The organism is Kitasatospora aureofaciens (assembly GCF_001188955.3).
Lineage (GTDB): Bacteria > Actinomycetota > Actinomycetes > Streptomycetales > Streptomycetaceae > Kitasatospora > Kitasatospora aureofaciens.
This window is the reverse complement of record NZ_JPRF03000028.1, coordinates 92,777-108,960: the sequence shown is the minus strand read 5'-3', so window position 1 is coordinate 108,960 and position 16,184 is coordinate 92,777. Positions and strand designations below refer to the sequence as shown.

General features: G+C 75.8%; 7 protein-coding genes. All 7 read left to right on the top strand.

Going from position 1 to position 16,184, the window contains the following annotated elements; genetic code table 11:
* A partial coding sequence (locus HS99_RS19160; protein ID WP_141763764.1) for an acyl carrier protein occupies positions 1–429 on the top strand: 429 nt, incomplete at its 5' end.
* 93 nt (positions 430–522) lie between these two features.
* Entirely contained in the window at positions 523–6,039 is a 5,517-nt protein-coding gene (locus tag HS99_RS19155) for a type I polyketide synthase (RefSeq protein ID WP_051835469.1), read from the top strand.
* Positions 6,036–9,158, top strand: coding sequence for a non-ribosomal peptide synthetase (locus HS99_RS19150; RefSeq protein WP_050366952.1), 3,123 nt, complete (start codon positions 6,036–6,038; stop codon positions 9,156–9,158). The genes HS99_RS19155 and HS99_RS19150 overlap by 4 nt, the downstream gene beginning before the upstream one ends.
* A gap of 71 nt (positions 9,159–9,229) precedes the next feature.
* Entirely contained in the window at positions 9,230–11,059 is a 1,830-nt protein-coding gene (locus HS99_RS19145; protein WP_046386023.1) for a non-ribosomal peptide synthetase, read from the top strand.
* On the top strand, positions 11,056–12,258 hold the full coding sequence (locus tag HS99_RS19140; protein WP_043387561.1) for an argininosuccinate synthase-related protein: 1,203 nt from the start codon (positions 11,056–11,058) through the stop codon (positions 12,256–12,258). The genes HS99_RS19145 and HS99_RS19140 overlap by 4 nt, the downstream gene beginning before the upstream one ends.
* Positions 12,259–12,260: 2 nt before the next feature.
* Positions 12,261–13,553: an ATP-grasp domain-containing protein gene (locus HS99_RS19135; RefSeq protein WP_046386025.1), complete on the top strand. Its 1,293-nt coding sequence runs from the start codon at positions 12,261–12,263 to the stop codon at positions 13,551–13,553.
* An 88-nt stretch (positions 13,554–13,641) separates the two neighbouring features.
* Positions 13,642–16,179, top strand: a complete 2,538-nt coding sequence (locus HS99_RS19130; protein WP_050366950.1) for a penicillin acylase family protein — start codon at positions 13,642–13,644, stop codon at positions 16,177–16,179.
* Positions 16,180–16,184: the final 5 nt, after the last annotated feature.

Below are 16,184 nucleotides of genomic sequence, written 5' to 3'. Positions count from 1 at the left end.
GCCGCGCCCGCGGCGCCGGTTCCGCCGCGGCGCACGGCGGCGCGGCCCACCGGGCCGGGCGCGGTGGAGCGGCTCACCGCACTGTGGCGGGAGGGGATGGACGGGGCGGAGGTCGACGTCGACACCAACTTCTTCGAGGCCGGCGCCAACTCCATCCACCTGGTCCGGGTCCAGCGGCGGATCGCCGAGGACTTCGGGCAGGAGCTGTCGGTGGTCGAGATGTTCGACCGGCCGACGATCCGCCACCTCGCCGATCTGCTGGACCGGCCCGCCCCTGCGGCGGCCGCGGAGCCGTCGCCGGCCCCCGGGAGCAGCGCCCGGCCGGAGGCACCGACGGAGGCACCGAGCGCCGGCGGCGACCGCCGGCAGCACCACGAACGGCGCCGTGCCGCCCGCCGGGGCGGCTCCGGCACCAACCCGACCGGCTGACCCGAGCGGCCGGCGGCCGGGCCGGGCACCCCTGCCCGGTCCGGCCGCCGGCCCCCAGCCGCGTCGATCACCACCTGTGAGGAGAGCAGTCCGATGTCCACCCACGCCCCCGAGGGCCCGGCCACCGCGGTGCCGGATCTGCCGGACGCGATCGCCGTCACCGGCCTCGCCTGCCGGTTCCCCGGCGCCCCCGATGCCGGGACCTTCTGGGCCGACCTGGTCGCGGGTCGGGAGAACATCACCTTCCGCACCCCCGAGGAGCTGACGGCCCTGGGCGTGCCGGCCGACCGGCTGGCCGACCCGCGGTTCGTGGGCGCCGGCGGCGTGCTGGAGGGCCTGGCGGAGTTCGACGCCGAGTACTTCGGCATCCCGCCCCGCGACGCCGAGCTGATGGACCCCCAGCACCGGCTCTTCCTGCAGTGCGCGGTCGCCGCGCTGGAGGACGCCGGGCAGCCCACCGAGGGGGTCGAGGGCGGCGTGGGCGTCTACGCCTCGGCCGGGTTCAACTCCTACCTGACGCACCAACTGCTGCCGCGCGCCGCCCACTTGGCTGACCGCGCCGAGGTCCAGTGGCTGGCCGCGGGCGACAAGGACTACCTCGCCACCCAGACCTCCTACCGGCTCGGCCTGACCGGCCCGAGCCTGAGCGTGCAGAGCGCCTGCTCCTCCGCCCTGGTCGCCGTCCACCTGGCGGCCGAGGCGCTGCTGAGCGGCGAGTGCGACGTGGCGCTGGCCGGGGCGGTCTCCGCCGGGGTCGGCCAGGGGCTCGGCTACCTGCACGCCGAGGGCGGGATCCTCTCCGCCGACGGGCACTGCCGGCCCTTCGACGCCGGGGCGACCGGTACGGTCTTCGGCAGCGGCGTCGGCGTGGTGGTGCTCAAGCGGCTGGCCGACGCGGTCGCCGACGGCGACACCGTCCGGGCCGTCCTGCTCGGCTCGGCGGTCAACAACGACGGGAACCGCAAGGTCGGCTTCACCGCGCCGAGCCTGGACGGCCAGGTCCGGGTGATCACCGCCGCTCAGTCGGTGGCCGGGGTCACGCCCGACGAGGTCTCCTGCATCGAGGCGCACGGCACCGCGACGGCCCTCGGCGACCGGATCGAACTCGCCGCGCTGAGCCGGGTGTTCGGCGACGCCCCGGACCCCCGCCGGGTACTCGGCGCGGTCAAGTCCAACGTCGGCCACCTGGACACCTGCGCCGGGATGGCCGGGCTGATCAAGACAGTGCTCTCGCTGCAGCACCGCACGCTGCTGCCGACCGTCCACTTCGAGAACCCCAGCCCCGAGCTGGACCCCCGCCTGTTCCGGGTGCTGACCGAGGCCGAGCCCTGGCCCGGTGCGGACGGCACCCGGATCGCCGGGGTCAGTTCCTTCGGCATCGGCGGCACCAACGCCCACCTGATCGTCCAGGACGCTCCCCCGCTGCCCGTCGCTGCCGCCGCGCCGGCCGGCGAGTGGGAGCTGCTGCCGGTGTCCGCCCGCAGCGAGTCGGCGCTCGACCGGGCCACCGAACGACTCGACGCGGCACTGGCCGGACCGGCCGCACCCACGGCCGCCGACGCCGCGTTCACCCTGCAGACCAGGCGCAGGCACCACCCCTGGCGGCGCACCGTCCTGACGGGGCCCGGGGGGCACCACCACTCCCGCCCGGTCCGGGCCACCGGCGACGGCCGGGAGGTCGCCTTCCTGTACCCCGGCCAGGGCGCCGGCCGCCCGGGCACGGCTGCGGAGCCGTACCGCGCCGAACCGGTCTTCCGCGCCGCGCTCGACCGCTGCCTGGACGCCCTGCGGCCATGGACGGCCGCGCCGCTGCGCGCGCTGCTGCTCGACCCGGCCCACGCGGACCTGTTCGACCGCACCGAGGTCGCCCAGCCGGCCCTGTTCGCGGTGGAGTACGCGCTCACCGCCTGGTGGACATCGCTCGGCCTGCGGCCGGTCGCGCTGGCCGGCCACAGCGTCGGCGAGTTCGCGGCCGCCTGCGCCGCCGGGGTCTTCGAACTGCCCGGCGCCGCCCGGCTGGTGGCCGAACGCGGACGGTTGATGGGCGCCATGGAGCCGGGCGCGATGCTGAGCGTCCCGCTGCCCGAGGCGGAGTTGCGCGCGCTGCTGGACGACCCCGAGGGCCCGGAGCTCGCCGCCGTCAACGCACCGGACCGCTGCGTGGCGGCCGGCGCCCCGGAGGCGGTGGCCCGGCTGGCCGAGCGCCTGGCCGCGCGCGGCGTCGCGGCCCGGCCGCTGGCCGTCCGGCACGCCTTCCACACCCGGGACGCCGAGCCGCTGCTGGCGGAGTTCGCCCGGCTGGTGGCGGGTGTCCCGGCGCAGGCCCCCGCCCTGCCGGTGGTCTCCGGCCTGACCGGGCGTGAGCTGACCGCCGAGGAGGCCGTCTCGCCGGAGTACTGGGCGCGCCAGCTGCGGCACACCGTCCGCTTCGCCGACGCGCTCGCCGCCCTGCCGGGTGACGGCCCGCTGCTGGAGCTCGGCCCCGGCCGGGGACTGACCGGCTTCGCCGTGCGCACCCTGGGCACCGGCAGGCCGGCCCTGCCCACCCTGGACGCCGCCGCGGCCGGATCGCAGCCGCCCGCCCGACTGACCGCGCTGGGCCGGCTGTGGGAGCGCGGCGCCGAGCTCGACTGGTCGGCCCTCGGGGAGCGGGCCGGGCGCCGGCACGCCTCGCTGCCGGGCTACCCGTTCGAGCCGGTCCGGCACTGGTTCGAACCGGCCGGGGACGGCCCGCGCCCCGCCGGGCCCGCCGTCCTCACCGCCCCGGCCGCATCAGCCGCGACCGCCACCCCGGCCGCCGACGGCGTGGACTCCTGGCTGCACGTCCTGTCCTGGACCCCCGTCCTCCCGCCGGCCGGCACCGGGCCCGTCCCGGCCTCGGTGCTGCTGCTCGCCGACGACGCCGGCCTCGCCGGGCCGGTCGCCGAACGGCTCACCGCGGCGGGCGCCCTGGTCACCCTGGTCCGCGCCCCCGGCGCGGCGGCCGGCCCGGACGGCACCGGGCTCACCCTCGACCCCGCGGACCCCGCCTCCTGCACCGCCCTGGCCGCCACCCTGGCCGGGCGCGGCACCCCGCCGGACGCGGTGGTCTCGTGCCAGGCGCTGGACGACCCGCCGCTGGAACGGGCCACCCCGGCCGAGGCGGCCGACGGCGCCCTGCGCGCGCTGACCGTCCCGGCCCAGCTGGTCCGCGCCCTGGGCGAGGCCTTCCCGGGCCGGCCGCTGCGGATGCTGCTGGTCACCGACGCCGCCCACGGGGTCAACGGGCAGCCCGCCCGCACCCCGCAGGCAGCCGCCGGGCTCGGCGCCGTCCGGGTGCTGCCGCAGGAGGTGCCCGGCCTCACCGCCGAGGCGCTCGACCTGGACTGCCCCACCCGGGAGCCCGCCGAACTGGCCCTGGCCGCCGACGCGGTGGTGGCGCGGCTGCGCTCCGAGCAGGCGCCCGCGCCGCTCACCGCGGTCCGTGGCCGGGCCCACCTGGCGCCCGCCCCGGACCGGCCCGTGCTCACCGACCCGGCCGCCCAGCAACCCGCGCTGCCCGCCGGGCCGTGGCTGGTCACCGGCGGTCTCGGCGGGATCGGCCTGGCCGTGGCCGGCCGGCTCGCCGAGGACGCCGGCCGAACCCTCGTGCTGCTCACCCGCCGCGCCGTGCCCGACGGCGAGGGCTGGCGCAGCCTGCGGCCCGCGGACGCCGTGCCCGCCGGAAGCTGCCCGCCGGAGCTGGCCGAGGCGCTCGCCGGGCTGACCGCCCACGGCGCCCGGCTGTGCCTCGTCCAGGCCGACGTCACCGACGAGGCCGCGCTGGCCGCCGCGCTCGACGAGGTGCGGGCCGCGTACGGCCCGATCTCCGGGGTCGTGCACGCCGCCGGGGTGGCCGGTGGCGGCGTCACCGCGCTGCGCGGACCCGAGGAGATGGCGCGGGTGCTCGCCCCCAAGGTGCTCGGCACCGTGCTGCTGGAGCGGCTGACGGCCCGTGACCGTCCGTTGCTGGTGCTCTGCTCCTCGGCGCTCGCGGTCACCGGCGCGGTCGGTCAGGCCGACTACACCGGGGCCAACGCCTTCCTGGACAGCTTCGCCACCGGCACCCGGACGGCCGTGTCGATCGGCTGGGACCGGTGGTCGCAGACCGGCATGGCGGTCCGCTCCGGGCTGCGGGACTGGCTCGACGGGGGAGAGGTGCTCGACCACGCCCTCTTCGACGCCCGCCGCACCGAGCCGGACGGGACGGTGGAGCTGCGGCTGCGCCGCAGCGGGCAGACGGCCTGGCCGGCCGAGGAACACCGGATCGGCGACGCCCCGGTCCTGCCCGGCACCGCACTGCTCGAACTCGCCGTCGCAGGGCACCGGTTGGCGATCGGGGAAGGTCCGGTCGAACTGGACGCGGTGTTCACCCACCCACTGCGGCTGCCCGTCGACCAGCCCCCGGAGGTGACCGTGCGGCTGCGTCCGGCGCCCGACGGCGGGCACCTGTGGGAGGTCCGCTCCAGCGCCGTGCCGTCCAAGCCGCACGCCCAGGGCCGGATCGCTCCGTACCGGGGCGCTTCCCCGGAGCGCCTTGACCTCGACGGGCTCGCGCGACGCTGCGCCGCCGTGGCGCCGTCCGCCGGGCAGCGGCCCGGCGGGGCGAGCGGGCTGCGCACCGGGCCGCGCTGGGAGAGCGTCACGGAGGTCCGCCAGGGCGAGGGCGAGGGCGAGGCGATGCTGCGGCTGCGCCTGCCCGAGCCGTTCCACGGCGATCTGGCCGGGCACCCGCTGCACCCCGCACTGCTGGACACCGCCACCGGCGCCGTCACCGCCCGCACCGGCAGCCACCTGCCGGTGGCCTACCGGCGGCTGGTGGTGCTCGGCCCGCTCGGCCCCGATGCCGTCGTCCACGTCCGGCGCCGCTCCGGTGCGGCCGCGGCGGGCGGCACGCTGGTCGTCGACGTGGTCGTGGCCGCGCCGGACGGTGTGCCGAGCGTGCTCGTCGAGGGCTTCGTACTGCGGCCGGCCCCGGCCGACGGCCCGGACAGCGGCGCGCCCGGCGCCGCGGGGGCGGTCGGGCCCGAGCAGGGCGGGATCCCGACCCGGGAGGGCCTGCTGGCGCTCGACCGGATCCTGGCCAACCGTCACCTCCCGCACGTCCTGGTCAGCCCCCGCGCGGCCGGAGGCACCGCGCAGCGCATCGCCGTCGCCGCGGCCACCGTCGCGGCCGCGCCCCCGGACGCCGGGCCGGACGGCCCCGGGGAGCTGGAGGAGCGGATCGCCGCGGTCTGGTCCCGCCTGCTGGGCGTGCCCGGCATCGGCCCGGACGACAGCCTGTTCGAGCTCGGCGGCGACTCCCTGCTGGTCGTGCAGATCACCGGCGAACTCCAGCGGCTCGGGCTGGCCGTCTCTCCCGGCGACCTCTTCGCCCACCCCACCGTCGGGCAGCTCGCCGCCCGGCTCCGCGCGGACCGCGAACCGGCGGCCGAATCCGCGCCCGACACCACAGCCCCGCCCACCGCTCCCGCCGGCCCTTCCCCGGCCCCCTCGCCGGGGCCACGCGAGGCCTTCTCGGACGCGGACCTCAGCGAAGACGACCTGGCCCGGGTATTCGCCCTGTTCCGGTCAGGAGAGGACACCAAGTGAACGACATCGAGGACATCTACCCCCTCTCGCCCACCCAGGAGGGGATGCTCTACCACAGCACCACCTCCCCCGAGCACGGTCTCTACGTCGAGCTGACCACCTTCCGGGTGCACGGCGAGCTGGACCTCGCCGTGCTGGGCGCCGCCTGGCAGCGGGCGATCGCCCGGCACCCGGTGCTGCGCACGGCCTTCGTCCGGGAGCGCATCCGCACCCCGCACCAGGTGGTGCTGCCGAAGGCGGAGCTGCCGATCGAGTTCCGCGACCTGACCGGCCTGGACGAGGCGGCCCGCACGACCGCCGTCGCCGAGGAGCTGGAGCAGCGGGCCCGCGAGCGCTTCGACCTGACCCGGCCGCCGCTGATGCGGCTGCTGGTGCTGCGCCTGCCCGGCGAGCACCTGGTGGTGTGGACCTACCACCACCTGCTGCTGGACGGCTGGTCCGCGGCCCTGCTGCTGGCGGAGGTCACCGCCGGGCTGTCCGGCTCCACCGACGAGCTGCCCGCGCCGCCACCGTTCCGCGACTACATCGCCTGGCTGGGCCGCCAGGACCCGGAGCGCGACCGGGCGTTCTGGACGGAGTACCTGGCGGAGCACCGCGAGCCGGCGACCCTGACCCTGCCCGGGATGCGTCCGGGCACCAAGCCCACCGGCGGCTTCCACACCGTACGGGCCGCACTGCCCGCCGAAACCCTCGCCACCCTGCGGCGACTGGCAGCCACCCGGGCCACCACCTTCAGCGGCCTGGTCGAGGCGGCCTGGGCGGGAACGGTCGCCCGCCACTCCGGGCGCGACGACGTCGTGGTCGGCGTGACCGTCTCCGGGCGCCCGGTCGGCCTGGACGGCGCCGAGCAGATGGTCGGGATGTTCATCAACACCGTCCCGGTACGGGTACGGGTGGACCGGGAGCTGCCCGGCGACGAGTGGCTGGCCCGGCACGCCGCCACCCGCCACCCCGTGCTGGACCACCAGCACACCGCGCTGACCGACATCCAGCGCTGGGCCGGGACGGCCCCCGGCGTGCCGCTGTTCGACACCGTCGTGGTGGTCGAGAACTACCCGGACCGGACGGAGGCGGTGCTCTCCCACGGCGAGGTCACGGTCGACGACGTCCGCTACGAAACCCGGACCAACTACCCGGTCACGCTGGTCGTCCGGGCCGCGGCCGATTTGCAGCTGCAGGCGGTGGTGGACTCCGGCCGGATCACCCCGGAGGAGGCGCGGGCACTGCTCGACCACGTCGTGGCCGTGCTGACCCGCCTCGCCGCCGAACCCGGCCGCCCCGTCGGGGAGTTGCTGGCCGTCACCGAGGAGACCCGCGCCCGGCAGCTGGACACCTGGAACGGCACCGGGATCGACCGCACCGAGCCGGCCGCCCTGCTGTCAGGACTGATCGACGAGGCGGTCCGCGACCGGCCCGACCACCCCGCCGTGGTCGACCAGCACCACCGCCACGGCTACCGGGAGCTGGACCTGCGCGCCGACGCCCTGGCCCGGCTGCTGGTCGGACGCGGGGTGCGCCCCTCGGACCGGGTGGGCATCTGCCTGGGCCGCGGCGCCGACCTGGTGACCGCGATGCTGGCGGTCGCCCGCGCCGGAGCCGCGTTCGTCCCGCTCGACCCGGCCCACCCGGTGGAGCGGATCCGCCTCGTCCTGGCGGACGCCGCGCCCGCCGTGGTGCTCGTCGACGCGACCGGAGCGCCCGCACTGGCCGGGTGGGGCGGCACCGTCCTCGACCTCACCACCGCCGACCTCACCGGCGAGACCCCCTCCACCCCGGCCGTCGAGCTCCCGGGAGCCGCCCCGGACGGGCTGGCCTACCTGATGTTCACCTCCGGCTCCACCGGCCGCCCCAAGGGCGTCGCCGTCGGCCACCGGGCCCTGGCGAACCTGGTGGACAGCCTGGCCCGCAGGCACCCCGGCCTGGACGGCGACACCCGCTTCCTCGCCCTCACCACGCTCGGCTTCGACACCTCGCTGGCCGAGCTGCTGGTGCCGCTCGCGGTCGGCGGCACCGTCCACGTGGGCGGTCAGGCCCTCGGGCTGAGCGGCCGGGAGGTCGACCGCTACGCCGTGGAGCACGGCATCACCGCGCTGCAGGCCACCCCCTCCCGCTACCGGGCGCTGCTGGACTCCGGCTGGCAGGGCGCCGGCCGGCCCCGGCTCTACAGCTGCGGCGAGGCCTTCCCCGCCGACCTGGCCGCCCCGCTGGCCGCACGCGGCTCCTCGGTGTGGAACATGTACGGCCCGACCGAGACCACCGTGTACTCCAGCGTCGAGCCGATCACCGCCGACACCACCCGGGTCACCGTCGGCCGGCCGATCTCCAACACCGTGCTGCACGTGCTGGACACCGTCGACGGCCGGCTGCTCCCGGTCGGCTGCGTCGGCGAACTGTGCATCGGCGGCGACGGCGTGGCCCAGGGCTACTGGCAGCGGCCCGAGCTGACCGCGGAACGGTTCGTCACCGACCCGTTCACCGGCGGCCGGATGTACCGCACCGGCGACCACGCCCGCCGCCTGCCCGACGGCCGGATCGAGCTGCTCGGCCGGATGGACCGCCAGCTCAAGCTGCGCGGCTACCGGATCGAGCCCGGGGAGATCGAGCAGGTGCTGCTCGCCCTGCCCGAGGTGGCCGGCTCCGCCGTCGCCGTACGGGAGGGCCGCCTGGTCGCCTGGGTGGTGCCCGCCGACCGCGACGCCCCGCTCGACACCGCCGGCCTCCAGGCCGGGCTGCGCCGCTCGCTGCCCTCGTACATGGTCCCCGAGGCGGTCGCCGTCCTCGCCGAGCTGCCGCTCACCCCGGCCGGCAAGACCGACCTGCTCGCCCTGCCCACCCCGCCGCAGCCCGGCGACGAGGCCGCGCCCGCCGCCCCGGTCGGGGCCGCGGACCACGAGGCGCTGGTGACCAGGCTGTTCGCCGAGGTCCTGGCCCTGCCGGAGGTCGGTCCCGACGACGACTTCTTCGAGCTGGGCGGCGACTCGCTGCGCGCCCTGCGCCTCGTCTCCCGGTTGGAGGCGGAGCTCGGACGCGCACTCGACATCGAGCTGCTCTTCGACGCGGGCACGGTCCGCGAACTGAGCGCGGCCATCGGCCCGGCCTCCGACGCCGCCGGCCAGTGACCCGACCGGCGTCCCGGCCGACCCCGGCCGGGACGCCCCGCACCGAACACACCGATTGGACAGGAACGACCATGGCTAGCACTACGGCCACCCTCCTCGACGACGACCGACGACGGCTCGACACCCTGCTGCTGTCCCGGTGGGACGCCGACCCGGCACACCCCGCCGTGGTCGACGGCGACCGGGTGCTGACCGCGGGGGAGCTCAGGGACCGGACCGTGCGGGTCGCCTCGCTGCTGCGCGGGCGCGGGGTGCGCCCGGGCGACCGGGTGGCGGTCTACCTGGAGCGCTCGGCCGACTTCGTGATCGGCGTGACCGGCGTCGTCCTGGCCGGCGCCGCCCAGGTCGCCTTCGACGTCAACGACCCGGTCGCCCGGACCCTCGACATGCTGGCCGACTGCGAGCCACGGCTGCTCGTCACCACCCCCGAACTGCGCTCCCGGTTCCCCGCCGACCTCGGCGTCGAGGTGGTCACCGTCGCCGAGTGCGCGGCCACCGAGCCGGCCGAGCCGTTCGAACCCGCGGCCGACCTCGACGAACAGCCCGCCGTGGTCATCTACACCTCCGGCTCCACCGGCCGCCCGAAGGCCTCGCTGATCCCCCACCGCGCGGTGACGACCCGGCTGCGGGCACTGCAGCGCAGCCACGGCCTCGGCCCGTCCGACCGGATGCTGCACCACACCGCGTGCAGCTTCGACATGTTCCTGATCGAGGTCTACTGGCCGCTGATCACCGGCACCACCGTCGTCATCGCCGCCCCCGGCCGCCAGCGCGACGCCGACTACCTCGCCGAGACCATCCGCTCCGCGGAGATCAGCGTCTTCTACTGCGTGGTCTCGCTGCTGGAGCTGTTCCTGCTGGCCCGGGGGCCCGAGGAGCGCTTCGACGGCCTGCGCCGCGTCCTCACCGGCGGAGAACCGCTCGCGCCCGAGCTGGTCCGCCGCTTCCACGCCCAGTCCACCGCCCCGCTCACCAACCTCTACGGCCCGAGCGAGTGCACGATCTACTGCACCGCCTGGGTGCCCCCGCGCGACCCCGACCTGGACACCGTCTACATCGGCCCGGCCATCGAGGACACCACGCTGTGGATCCTCGACGAGGACGGCAAGCCCGTTCCGGACGGCGAGCCCGGCGAGCTCTACATCGGCGGCGCCGGTCTGGCCCTCGGCTACCTCAACCGCCCCGAGCTGACCGCGGAGCGCTTCGTCCCGGACCACCTCGGCGACGGCACCGGACCGCTCTACCGCTCGGGCGACCTGGTCCGCACCCACCCGGTGGGCGGCCTGGAGTTCCTGGGCCGGGTCGACCTCCAGGTGAAGATCCGCGGCTACCGGATCGAACTGGGCGAGATCGAGTCCGCCGCCCTGCGCGTGCCGGGCGTGCGGCAGGCCGCCGCGGTCGCCCACGGCCGCGGCAGCGACGCCCGGCTGGTCGGCTTCCTGGTCCTGGAGGCGGACGCCGTACCCGAGGCCGTCACCGCCGCCGTGCGCCGGGCGCTGCGCGACGCGCTGCCCTCCTACATGGTCCCGGCCTCGTTCGCCACGCTGGCCGCGATGCCGCTGACCGCCAACGGCAAGCTGGACCGCGCCCTGCTGACCGAGCAGGCCGGGGAGGTGCTGCCCGCCACCACCGCGGCCGTCGAGGCGCGGCCGCCGGCCGGCGACGACCTGGCCGCCGTGGTCACCGGGGTCTGGTGCGAGGTCCTCGGCGTACCCGCGATCGGCCCGGACGACGACTTCTTCGACATCGGCGGGGACTCCTTCAAGGTGGTGCGCGCGGTGCGCAAGCTGGAGGCGCTGCTCGGCGTCGAGGTCCCGATGGACCTCGCCTTCGACGAGCCGACCGTGACGGGCTTCACCGCCGCCCTGGCCGAGCACCGGGTGGAGGGATCCGCCCGATGACGTCCCAGGTCCTGCGTTCCTTCGGCGAGCTCGACACGATCGCCCGCGACCCGTCCGCCCCGGTCGTCACCCTGTTCAGCGGCGGGCTGGACAGCAGCTACCTGCTGCACCGCCTGGTCCGGGCCGGCGCCCGCAACGTCCACGCGGTCAGCGTCGACCTCGGCGAGGACGAGAGCGGCGAGCACAAGCAGCGGATCGCCGACCGGCTCGGCGTCCGGCTCCACCTGCTCGACGGCCGGCAGGAGTTCGCCGAGGACTACGTCCGCCCGGCGATCGCCGCGCACGCCGTCTACCTCGACACCCACCCGGTCAGCTCCACGCTCAGCCGGCCGCTGATCGCCAAGCTCGCCCTCGCCACCGCCCGGGAGCTCGGCGCCACCACGGTGCTGCACACCGCCAACCGTTCGCAGAACACCCTGCGCCGGCTCAACGGCGCCATCGGCCTGCTCGGCTTCGCCGGCCGCTACGGCAGCCCGTACGACCTGGATCCGGTCGACCGGGAGCAGAAGATGCGCGAACTCAAGGAGGTCGGCCTGGACCAGCTCAGCGAGCGGTTGGTCAGCGGCGACTCCAACCTGTGGTGCCGGGAGTTCGAGTCGGGGATCCTCGACGACCCCGAGGACCACGCCGTGCCCGAGGAGCTCTACCGCTGGAGCGCGTTGCGCCCCGCCGGGGCCCCGGAGACCGTCGAGGTCGCCTTCGAGGCCGGCCGGCCCGTCGCGGTGGACGGCCGGCCGCTGCCGCTGACCGAACTGATCGACGCCCTCAACCACCTGGTCGGCGCCCACGGACTGGGCCGCTACAGCGGGCTCGAACACCTCGACCACGGGTCGAAGGTGCTGGAGATCCGCGAGATGCCCGCCGCCTGGCTGCTGCTGCGCTCGCGCCGCCACCTGGAGACCGCCACCCTCGCCGCCGAGCTGCTGCGGGAGAAGCTCCACCAGGAGCAGCTGTGGGTCCGCGAGGCGCTGGAGGGCCGCTGGTTCGGCGAGCTGCGCCAGGCCGCCCAGGCGTTCATCGACGTCTGCTCGGCGCCGGTCACCGGTTCGGTGCGCTGGCGGCTCGCGGCCGGCTCGGCCGAGACCCGGGCCATCGTCGCCGACCGGCCGCGCTACCTGCGTGACCGCGAGGCCTGGGAGCACCGCTCCGTCGCCGCCGAGCGGGCGGCCTTCACCCCGATCCGGCCCCAGGAGCAGTGACCGTGCAACCCTCCGACACCAGGCCCCAGTCCCCCGCCGCCGCACCCCTGCCGGTGCTGCTGGTCGTCTACGGCCGCGGCTCGGCCACCCCGCGCGGCATCCTCGGCGCCGCCCGGCGGCTCTGCACGGTGGTCTTCCTCGGCGACCTCGGCGACCCGAAGGCCGCCGCCGACCTGGCCGGGCTGCCGAAGTCGGCCACCGTGGTGGACACGGCCGGGCTGACCGAGGAGCAACTCGTCGAGCGGGCCGCCGGGTTCGGCGCCTCCGGCGTGATCACCTTCAGCGACCACCTGCTCCGCTCGGCCGCCGCGGTGGCCGAGCGCTGCGGGCTGCCGTTCCACGACCGTGCCACCGTCGAGGTGCTGGTCGACAAGTTCCAGCAGCGCGCGGCGCTCGCCGCGGCCGGGGTGCAGTCCACCGTCTGCCGGACGGTCCGCTCCGCCGCCGACCTCGCCCCGGCGCTCGCCGCGACCGGCCTGCCCGCCGTCCTCAAGCCCCGCTCGGGCGCCGGCAGCGTGGACACCTGCCTGGTCCGCAGCAGCGACGAACTGGCGGACCGGTACGCCGAGTTCACCACCGACGCGACCACCCCCGCGGTGTTCGTGCTGGAGGAGTACCTGGTGAGCGACCCCACCGTGGTGGGAGAGTTCTGGGGCGACTACGTCTCGATCGAGTCCGCGGTCAAGGACGGCGAGATCCACACCGTCGCGGTCACCGGCAAGCTGCCGCTGGCCCACCCCTTCCGGGAGACCGGATACTTCACGCCCGCGCTGCTCCCGGACGGCCTGGCCGAGCAGGTGGTGGCCCTGGAGCGGAGCGCGCTGCGGGCCCTCGGCATCCGCGAGGGCGTCACCCACACCGAGATCAAGTTCACCCCCGACGGTCCGCGGCTGATCGAGGTCAACGGACGCCTGGGCGGGCACGTCTCGGACGTCCTCAAGCGCTCGGCCGGCACCGACCTGCTGCTCCTCGCCCTGCGGCTCGCCCTGGGCGACTTCACGCCGCCCGCGCCGGTGCTCGCCCTGGGCGCAGCCTGCCCCGCCGTGGCCTTCCAGTACTTCCTCTCCCCGCCCGCCGACGGGCTCGCCCCCGGCGGCGGCGAGCTGATCGACGACCTCCAGGCCGTCCCCGGCGTGGACCTGGTCGACGCCCGGATCGACCCGACCTGGCGGGCCAACTGGCGGGCCGGCACCGAGTGGCTGATCGGGACGGTCTACGGCTCCGCCGCCGGATACGCCGAACTGCGGACCACCGTCGAGGGCATCCACCGCCGGATGGACACCTTCTGGTCCTGAGACCGCCCCCTCCCCACCGACATCCGCTCAACCTCGCACCCCTGGAGTCAACTTGCCGCGGCGAATACGCACAGCCACCCACGCGGCGGTGGCAGCCGTCGTCTCCGGCCTGGTCCTCGCGCTGCTCGCGCTGGGCATCGGGCCTGTCCCCGCCCTCGGAACCGCGCTCGTCCCCGGGGCGGGTGTGTGGGACTCCGCCGCGGGCGCCGAACTCCCGCACACCGAGACCCTCGACCTGGCCGGGCTCAAGGCACCCGTCACGGTCGCCTTCGACGACAACGGCGTCCCCACCGTCAAAGCCGGCTCCGACGACGACCTGTTCCAGGCCCAGGGCTACCTGCACGCCCGGTTCCGGCTCGCCCAGCTCGACCTGGAACGGCGCGCGGGCCGCGGCCGGCTGGCCGAGCTGAACGGGCCGGCCAGCCTCGAATCCGACCGCTTCGAGCTGCAGATGGGGCTGCTGCGCACCGCCGAGGCCGAGTGGGCCGCCACCCCGCCCGACAGCCCGGCGGGCCGCGCGCTCACCAGCTACACCAGGGGCGTCAACGCCTGGATCTCCGAGCTGCGCCACAACGGGCAGTGGCCGGCGATCTTCTCCCTCACCGGCGTCCACCCCGCCGACTGGACCCCGGTGGACAGCCTGGTGATCCAGGAAGTCCTCACCCAGAGCATGGACTTCACCAGCACCCCGCTGGACTACGCGATCTTCCGGGACTCCCTGGGCGCGCAGCGCACCATGGACTGGTTCCCGGTCCACGCGGCCAACGACCAGCGGCCGTACGATCCCGGACCGTACCGCGACCTCGGCACCGCGCCGCTGCCCGCCAACGTCAACTCCGCGGGGCCCGACGTCCCGGCCGCCGCCAACCGCTCGCAGCCGCGCCCCGCGCCCGTGGCGCCCACCGGCGCCCCCGACCCCGCCGGGGAGGCCACCGCGGCCCGGACCCTGCTCGACACCATCCGCGCGCTGCCCGCCACCCAGATGCACACCTTCCCGGACAGCAACGCCTGGGTCGCGAACGGCCCGGCGGTGGCCGGCGGCAACGCGATGCTGGCCGGCGACCCGCACCTGCCGACGACCCTGCCCTCGTACTGGTACCAGATCGCGCTCTCCTCCCCCGAGACGAACGCCACCGGCGCCAGCATGGCCGGTATGCCCGGCGTGCTGATCGGCCGCAACGCCGACATCTCCTGGTCCCTGACGGACGCGCAGAACCAGTCGACCGTCTTCTACAGCGAGCGGACCAGCCCCGACCACCCCGGCCAGTACTTCTGGAACAACGCCTGGCACCCGATGCAGCGGGTGGAGTACACCATCCCGGTCCGCGGCGGGGACACCGAGCACCTCGCCGTGGACCTCACGGTGCACGGGCCCGTGATCACCCGGGCCGGCCAGACCACCTCGGTCAGCTGGATGGGCAACGTGCCCTCCCCCGACCTGGCCGTGCTGCTCGCCGTCGACAAGGCCCGCAACTACCAGGAGTTCCGCACCGCGCTGGCCGACTGGCACGCCCCCACGCTCAACTTCGCCTACGCCGACGGCGGCGGCAACATCGGCGTGGTCGCGGCCGGCTACTTCCCGCTCACCAAGGCCGGCGACCCCTGGTTCCCGCTGCCCGGCACCGGCGAGTACGACGTGGTCGGCGCCATCCCCTTCGACGCCACCCCACAGGCCTACAACCCGCCGAACCACGTGATCGCGACGGCCAACCAGCGCCCGGTGTCGGCCGACTACCCGTACTACATCGGCACGTCCTTCAACGCCTTCGACAACGGCTACCGGGCCGCCCGGATCTACCAGTTCCTGGAGAGCCACCCGGCGATGACGGCCGCCGACTTCACCACGCTGCAGAACGACACGACCGACTACCTCGCCACCGTCATCCTGCCGCACCTCAAGGAGGCGCTGGCCGGCACGAAGCTCGACGCCCGCCAGCAGGCCGCGCTCGACGTCCTCGACCGCTGGGACTCCACCATGCGGCCCTCCGTCGCCGGCGGGCCGATCTGGTGGACCTTCTGGAACGACTACCTGGAGACCACCTTCCAGCCCTGGTGGGACCAGGCCAAGGTGCCGGTCGAGAAGGACCGCTGGTACCTCAAGGTCTCCAGCGCGCTGCCGAGCCTCGACGAGGACCTGGAGGCCTGGACCCTGCACGATCCCGCCAACCCGGCGTTCACCTCCCCCGGCGGCCCGACCCGCACGGCGCCGGACGCCATGCGCACCGCGTTCGCCCAGGCCGTCTCCGAGCTCTCCCAGGACCTCGGGAGCGACCCCGCCACCTGGACCTGGGACCGCGTGCACACCCGGCAGGTCCCCTCCCTGACCGACGCCGACGCCCTCGGCTACGGGCCGGTGCCCGCCGAGGGGGACCGCTGGACCGTCAACGCGGCCGACGGCGGGATGAACTCCACCTTCGGGCCGAGCTGGCGCATGGTGGTCGACTGGAAGGGCCCGGGCAGCGCCACCGCCCAGGCCGTGTACCCGGGCGGCCAGAGCGAGAACCCGGCCTCGCCCTGGTACCGAACCTTCATCCCGTACTGGCGGGACGGCCGTTCACTGCCGCTGCTGATGGCCGCGGACCAACCTGCCTCCACCAAGGTGTGGACCCTGCGACCGGGAGCGTGAGCACC